Here is a 5,855-nt window from a genome sequence, read left to right on the forward strand (position 1 = left end):
ACGTTTGGTGCATCCTCGTGTACACGTAAACGTTGGTACTTCGTCAGACCTCCGACGCCAGACGCCCGACTATTTTTTAAAGAAACGGCCCCTTCATTAACTTCGGCAAACAGCGGTTTACTACTTCGGCAATATACTCCAGAAACAGCGTACCCATGCTCGATTTAAAGTGCTGGGGATTTTTGCTGGCAATGGCGATAACGCCGTCGATATTGCCGGCCTGAATTGGCATCAGTGCGGCAGAGCCGATGTGATCGGCGTGTTGTCCGAACAGAAAACTGAGTTCTTCGCCACGGAGTACGCCGCAAATCGCCTTGTTACCGCGTAGCAAGCTACCAATTTGTTGCTGAGCTTGCTCTGGGCTGACCACGCGGAGCACGCTGCTGCCAACGCGATTGGGGTCGGCAAATAAAATTAGGCTGGCGTAGTCGATGTCATCAAAATCATTGACCAAGCTCCGACAGAGATTATTGCTCAGCTCTTCAGCGCGTTTGGCTTCGATCAAGCTTAGAATCAATTTTTTACTGCGTTCAAAGAGCTGGTCATTGCGAGTTGCGTTGTCCAGTAATTTGCTCAGGCGATTGCGCATGTCCATATTGCGTTCGCGCAAAATTTCGACTTGGCGGTCGGCTAAATTGACCACTTTACCAGTCTGGTGGGTCAGCTTTAACTCAGACAGTATGTCTTCATTGTTCAGGAAAAACCCGGGGTGGTTGCGTAAATAGCGGGCAACTTCACTCTCGCTGGGTAGACCATCTTTTTTCGGGTTTGTGCTGTCCACAGGCGATCCTATATTTGTATCTGGCCTTCGAAAACGGTCGTGGCGGGGCCTGTCATAATAACGGGCTGGCCCGCGCCTTGCCACTCTATCGTCAAGCTGCCACCGGGCAAATGCACGGTCACATTGGAATTCAGTTTACCCTGTTCTATGCCGCTCACTACAGCGGCGCAGGCGCCCGTGCCACAGGCGAGTGTTTCACCGACGCCGCGCTCAAATACCCGCAGCTTAATGGTGTCGCGGTCAATGATTTGCATAAAGCCGACATTGACTCGCTGGGGGAAGCGCGGATGTTGCTCAGCAATGGGGCCCACTTCGGCCACCGGCGCGGTGTCGACATCAGCCACCGGCAGAATGACATGAGGATTGCCCATAGAGACCGCGCCAACCCGCCACTCTACGCCATTGATCTCGAGGGCGTAATCCCGAGCTTGGCGTTCAGCGGTAAAAGGAATGGGTTTGGGATCGAGAACCGGCGCGCCCATGTCGACTCGCACGTGGCGATTTTCGGTGACTTCTAGCTCAATGATTCCGGCCAAGGTTTCGACTTTAATTCGCTCTTTGCCGGTGAGGCGTTTGTCGCGGATATAGCGGGCAAAGCAGCGTGCGCCATTGCCGCACTGCTCCACTTCACTGCCTTCGGCATTGTATATGCGGTAGCGAAAATCGACATCGGGCTGGGTGGGGATTTCCACCGCCAGAACTTGGTCGCAGCCAATCCCAAAATGCCTGTCAGCAATTTTGCGAATATGGTGCGGCTTAAGCTTAAAGCGCTGGGTAATGAGGTCGATAACGACAAAATCATTGCCCAGGCCATGCATTTTGGTAAAACGTAACTGCATCGCAAAACCCTGTGTTGCGCCTCACCGGTGGCGCGGTTAACGATGCGGGCAGGTTGCTAAGTCGAGAGTGCGGATCGAGTATAGCCGCTGGGCGGCTATCGGATCTTGCGCCCTCAGGGCAACACAGCTTCACCACGCATCAGGTCGGTGACAGTTTCGCGGGCGCGAATGAGGTGACATTGATCGCCGTCTACCATGACTTCCGCCGCGCGTCCTCGGCTATTGTAATTGGAACTCATGGTAAATCCATAGGCGCCGCTGGATGCCAGCGCCAGCAAGTCGCCTTCGACAATGCGCAACTCGCGGTCTTTGGCGAGAAAATCGCCGGTTTCGCAGACCGGCCCAACAAAGTCATAACTGCGTAAAACGCCCTCGTCACGGGGTTTAACCGCCAATAAATCCATCCATGCCGAGTACAAAGACGGCCGGATCATATCGTTCATGGCGGCGTCAATTATCGCGAAATTTTTGTGTTCATTTAACTTTAAATATTCGACGGTAGTCAGCAATACACCGGCATTGGCGCTGATCGAACGGCCCGGTTCGAACATCAAGGTCACTTTCCTATCACCCAAACGGGCGCGTATCGCGGCGATATAGTCACTGGTTGCCGGTGCGATCTCGTCTCGGTAGCGCACACCGAGACCGCCGCCTAAATCGAGATGGGAAATGGTGATATCCATTGTCGCCAAGGTATCGACGAGACTCAGCACGCGGTCGAGAGCGTCAAGAAAGGGGCTGGTATCAATCAGCTGCGAGCCAATATGGCAGTCCACCCCTTTTATAGTGATATTGGCGAGGCTGGCGGCGCGGCGGTACACCTCGGGGGCGCGGGCAATGTCGATGCCAAATTTATTGTCTTTTAGACCGGTAGAAATATAGGGATGGGTTTTGGCGTCCACGTCGGGGTTTACCCGAATGGAAATCGGTGCGCTGACGCCCATCTCTGCCGCTACATCGTTTAAACGCTCTAACTCGGCTTCAGACTCCACATTAAAGCAGTGAATGCCCACGTCCAGCGCCCGGCGCATTTCCGCCGCAGTTTTGCCCACACCAGAAAACACAATGCGCTCGGGCTTGCCACCGGCGGCCAAAACGCGTTCTAGTTCGCCAACGGAAACGATATCAAAACCCGCACCGAGCCTCGCCAAGACATTGAGTACCGCAATATTGGAGTTGGCTTTGACGGCGTAGCAAACCAAGTGATCTTGGCCTGCTAGGGCATCGGTGTATTCGGTAAAGCGCTGTTCTAAATACGCCCGGGAATACACATAGCAGGGGCTGCCGAACTGCTGGGCAATGCTGCTGAGGGCAACAGACTCGGCGTGAAGTTCGCCGTTGAGGTAATGAAAAGGCGTCATGGAGGCGTTCTCTATTCAGGCTGCGCACTGGAGTTAGCTGGGGCGTCATTCTTGTCGGGATACACCAGGGGGCCAGTTTGTCCGCAGGCGCCTAATAACAAGCCAAGGCAAAGCACTGTAATACGAAACGCCATTGTGTTATCCCCAAAATTGACAGAGGCGCGCATTATACCTAGGGCGGGAATGAATAACACACCAGCTAGCGGTGGCGATGATGGCCTTAGGTGGTGCGGCCTTAGTATACTTCCGGAAATCAGCCGCTATTAGGAAGTCAGCCGCAATATGAATGAAGTAGAGTTTAACGACAATATCGACGAATTATATGTTGCCATCGAAGACGCCGTCGACGAACTGGATGCCGATGTTGACTGCGAAATCAGTGGCGGCGTATTAACTCTAAAAGCCCCAGATGGCAGCGCCATGATTTTTAGTCGTCAAGGTGCTAGTCGTGAACTCTGGCTAGCGGTGCGCTCTGGCGGCTTTCATTACAGCTGGGTCGATGGCCAGTGGTATTGCCAGCGCACCGAGCAAAGCTTGCTGGAGATGCTGAGGGAGATAAGCCTCGAGCAAATTGGTGAAGAGTTGGTTTTAGAAGGAGTCTGAGGTCGGAAGTTTGGCGTCTGACGTAAAGGCATTCGCTGCGCTCACATGGATACCTGCCTGCGCAGGTATGACGACTAGGCCTCAGGGTTTAAATTGTTGTCACTCCTGCGGAGTTCGGACACCGCCCCTGCTTGCTACTTTCGTTACTCCTGCGGAGGCAGGAGTCCATTCCAGCTACGGAGTGAGGCCTGGCCGTTGCGCCTTCCATCTGCCACCACGTCAGACTTCCGACATCAGACCTCCGACGCGGAAAGGTATTCATAGCGCTCACATGGATACCTGCCTACGCAGCTCTGACTCGGTGTCTACGAGGTACTCTGCCTTTACGTTGGTTCCCCCCGCCCCTAAACCTACTGCGACAACACTGAGGTATTCAGCATCTCCTCAATATGTTGCTTATAGCGCAGGTAAACACTGCTTTGCTGTGGCGCCTGGATACTGAGGTTAATTGCATCAAGTTGATAATGGGTAGGGCGCTTTTCTTGTAATAGCAATTGGCTGGCAAGTTGGTCGAATAGTGCGGTGCCGATTTTGTCGTAACGAAAAAACTGGTCTTGATAGCGCATATCAAAGACCAATCGGCCTTTGTTGTCGATTTGGGCAATGGCCTCTAGTTGAACGCGAGTATCGGCCGCGTCGCTGCCGTTCATTATTTTGTCGAGGTCTATAGCCTCACTATGCCAGCGGTTCTCCTGCTGATGGAGTTCATAAAGGTTTATTTTATGCTCGCTAGTTTGTTCAGTGCGGCAGCGTTGTAGAAACAGGACCAGTGGCTGTAGGAGTTGCTCGACGTTGCGAAAGGCGGCAGTGGTGTAATGCAGGGAACCGCGTTCATCGTGTACGAAGAGATCGGCAAAATCGTCGCGGCTATGAAAAAACACATAGCAATCAGCGGTCTTGGCGGTATCCACAATACTCGCAAGGGCCGAGTTCGGCGCGCAAAAGCGATCCATTAGCACGGGGCTGTACTGACTTTGCCCCCGACCAAGACATTGAATTAGGGTTGAGTAGTTTGGCGCGTGGATATCGCGCAGCTCGTCGTTTTCAGTCTGTAATATATGAAAGCCATTACTGAGTTTAATGACGAGCCGCTTGTTGGTGGGCGGGGTATAAAATGCCTTGTGCAATAAGCCGGGCAGATGGCGAAGGCGCTGGCGTAGCTTTTGTTCTGGGTCGTTGAAGCAAAGCGCACTTAAGGTCGGTGGCTCACTGGCCTTGGCGGCCGCCAGCATCAGCTGCTGATAAACCCGAAAAGTGTCGATAATGGCATCTTGGTCGGCAAAGGCCAGTGACGTCACCTCACCCCAACTATTGATAACGACAATTTCGATATGGGTGATGGGGTAGCTGCTATTGTGTCTGGCAAGCCCTGCCGCGCCGAGTGTACTGAGCGCGCCTTGACCGAGATTGATATACAGCAGAATCGCCTCAGGCACTTTGGGGCGGTTAAAGGCCTCGTGTTTTTGTGGATCTGCCGCATAGGCTTTACGGGGTAGTTTGTCTTTTAAGTGACTGGCCATTTCCCGCAGGTCGTTTTCAGACACGCCATCTTGGCGGCCATTGAGACGAAGTCGGGTATAGTCATTGATTAGGCCATTGCAAAAACACCAAGATAGCAGGCCGCTTAGGTGCTCGTGTTCGAGCAAAATGGCGTCATTTTCAAAATCGTGGCGGGCGCTGCTACTCACCGCCCAGCGGCGCTGCGGGCCAAAGCCGACGGTGTGGAAGAATAATTGCTCTTCGGATACATCGGGGGCGATGCCGGGGTTCAGCCATTCAACTTTATTGCGTTTGCGTTCAAAGGCGGCGTAAAGCTTGCGGCCGAGCAGGGTCATTTCCTGGGATTTAATCAGCGCTGGGCTATTACTTTGTTGAGCGAAGTCCTGTAGAAATCGATAGCTATTGGTTAGCTCGGCAACCAAAAAGCGATGTTCCTCCCGCACCCGTCGAATTTTCCAGCGACTGCGGGTATCTAAATTCAGTAGCTGTTCTGGCGGCCACTGCCACTCGGCAATTAAGCGTTCTAATAATTTTCGCCGCCACGGGGCTGCACTGCCTGCGGTCTGCGATAGGCGAATCCCCACCTTAAAATAAAAGGCGCGACGAACCAGCTCGAGGCGATCAAACTCGCTGCGGGAATGTAAATAATCGGCCAAGCGTCGGTACACCATGATATAGGGGTCAAAGTCGTCGCTGCAGACCTCACCACGGTAAATCGCTTCTTTAAGGTCAATGCACAGCGGGACGACATTGGGGAAATCTCTGGCGTAG

The 5,855-nt window shown here is 53.3% G+C and carries 6 protein-coding genes; 1 reads left to right on the plus strand and 5 read right to left on the minus strand.

Translation table 11 applies throughout. The features are described from left to right. Positions 1-76: 76 nt before the first annotated feature. The 4 genes from ABYT30_RS14295 to ABYT30_RS14310 all read right to left on the minus strand — a co-directional run bounded on the left by ABYT30_RS14295 (position 77) and on the right by ABYT30_RS14310 (position 3,148). The gene (locus ABYT30_RS14295; protein ID WP_373083516.1) at positions 77-781 is read right to left on the minus strand and encodes a DUF484 family protein; all 705 of its coding nucleotides are present in this window, start codon (positions 779-781) and stop codon (positions 77-79) included. 8 nt (positions 782-789) lie between these two features. Continuing rightward, the gene (dapF, locus tag ABYT30_RS14300; protein ID WP_373097171.1) at positions 790-1,620 is read right to left on the minus strand and encodes a diaminopimelate epimerase; all 831 of its coding nucleotides are present in this window, start codon (positions 1,618-1,620) and stop codon (positions 790-792) included. Positions 1,621-1,733: 113 nt separating this feature from the next. Next, positions 1,734-2,981: a diaminopimelate decarboxylase gene (lysA, locus tag ABYT30_RS14305; RefSeq protein ID WP_373097174.1), complete on the minus strand. Its 1,248-nt coding sequence runs from the start codon at positions 2,979-2,981 to the stop codon at positions 1,734-1,736. Between the two features lie 11 nt (positions 2,982-2,992). Next, complete coding sequence (locus ABYT30_RS14310) at positions 2,993-3,148, minus strand: lipoprotein (RefSeq protein WP_373097176.1); 156 nt, start codon at positions 3,146-3,148, stop codon at positions 2,993-2,995. Between the two features lie 115 nt (positions 3,149-3,263). Between ABYT30_RS14310 and cyaY the strand changes: the two genes are divergently transcribed. Continuing rightward, positions 3,264-3,584: an iron donor protein CyaY gene (cyaY, locus tag ABYT30_RS14315; RefSeq protein WP_373097179.1), complete on the plus strand. Its 321-nt coding sequence runs from the start codon at positions 3,264-3,266 to the stop codon at positions 3,582-3,584. A 350-nt stretch (positions 3,585-3,934) separates the two neighbouring features. Here cyaY and ABYT30_RS14320 read toward each other — a convergent pair. Continuing rightward, positions 3,935-5,855: class I adenylate cyclase (locus ABYT30_RS14320; RefSeq protein ID WP_373097182.1), on the minus strand; the 1,921-nt coding region annotated here is incomplete at its 5' end.

The sequence above is a fragment of the Zhongshania sp. genome (assembly GCF_041623545.1).
GTDB lineage: Bacteria > Pseudomonadota > Gammaproteobacteria > Pseudomonadales > Spongiibacteraceae > Spongiibacter.